Annotated in this window: 1 protein-coding gene and 1 pseudogene; one reads left to right on the forward strand and one right to left on the reverse strand. The window is 66.4% G+C overall.

Annotation, left to right across the window (positions count from 1 at the left end; all coding sequences use genetic code 11):
- The coding region (locus tag JMF90_RS38225; RefSeq protein ID WP_236598142.1) for a LysR substrate-binding domain-containing protein at window positions 1-625 on the forward strand (625 nt) is incomplete at its 5' end.
- Between the two features lie 45 nt (window positions 626-670).
- Here JMF90_RS38225 and JMF90_RS38230 read toward each other — a convergent pair.
- A pseudogene (locus tag JMF90_RS38230) lies at window positions 671-1,048 on the reverse strand (molecular chaperone DnaJ); the annotation flags it as partial.

A 1,048-nucleotide genomic window follows, 5' to 3' on the forward strand; every position in this document is an offset into this window, starting at 1 on the left:
GTCGGAGCGCGTGTTCCGGCTCAGCATGAGCGACCTGACCGAGGCGTTGTTGCTGCCCGCGCTCGGCGAATTGCTGCAGACGCATGCGCCCGGCATGCACGTGCGCAGCTACACGATGGACCGCCGCGAAGTCGCGACCGCGCTCGCGAACGGCTCGGTCGACATCGCGATCGACGCGCCGCTGATCGGCGATCCGCATCTGCACCAGGCGCTGCTCGTGCAGGACCGCTACGCGTGCATGATCCGCGACGATCACCCGTTCAAGGGCGATACGCTGACCATGGACGACTACCTGTCGATGGGCCACATCCACGTATCGAGCCGCCGCAAGGGCAGCGGGCACGTCGACGCGGAACTGACGCGGCTCGGGCTGCGCCGCAACATCCAGATGCGCGTGCAGCACTACATGGTCGCGCCGCTGATCGCGATGCGCAGCGACCTCGCGCTGACGGCGCCGCTGCGGCTGCTGCAGCGCTATCCGGCGCGGATTCTCGAACTGCCGTTCGAGATGCCGGGGCTCGACTACTTCTGCTACTGGCATCGCAGTGCCGATCAGGATCAGGGCAGCCAGTGGCTGCGCGAGCAGTTGATGGCGTTGATGGGCGGGATGGGGGAGGTGCGGTGATGGGCGGGGCGTGCGCGTCGCGCGTTACCCCCGGCGCTTGCCGACTCAATACGAATCGTCGTCGAAGCGGGACGATGCCGGCCGGCGCTTCATGTCCTTCAGCCAGTTCCTGACCTGATCCGGGTCCTCGAACTCGCGCAGCGCGACGCTCAGGTCCTGGTTGCTCCGCTGCGTGCCGGCAATGTCGCGTGCCAGCATGCGCAGCACGGTATCGGGCGCAACCTTGGTGGACGACGCGATCCCGTACGTGCGCCGGAAATCATTCTCGACGTGCACGATCTCCTGATCGAGTTCGCGCAGCTGTTCCTCGAGGATGCCGTTGTAGCGCGTGAGCCGCGCTTCGCTGAGGCCGTCGATCGCACGCCGGTCGATCTGTTCGATCTCCAGCTGCAGTTCGAGCAGTTGCAGCAGGTTGCCCTTCTC

The sequence above is a fragment of the Burkholderia sp. E168m23 genome (assembly GCF_016586125.1).
Taxonomy (GTDB): Bacteria; Pseudomonadota; Gammaproteobacteria; order Burkholderiales; family Burkholderiaceae; genus Burkholderia; species Burkholderia orbicola.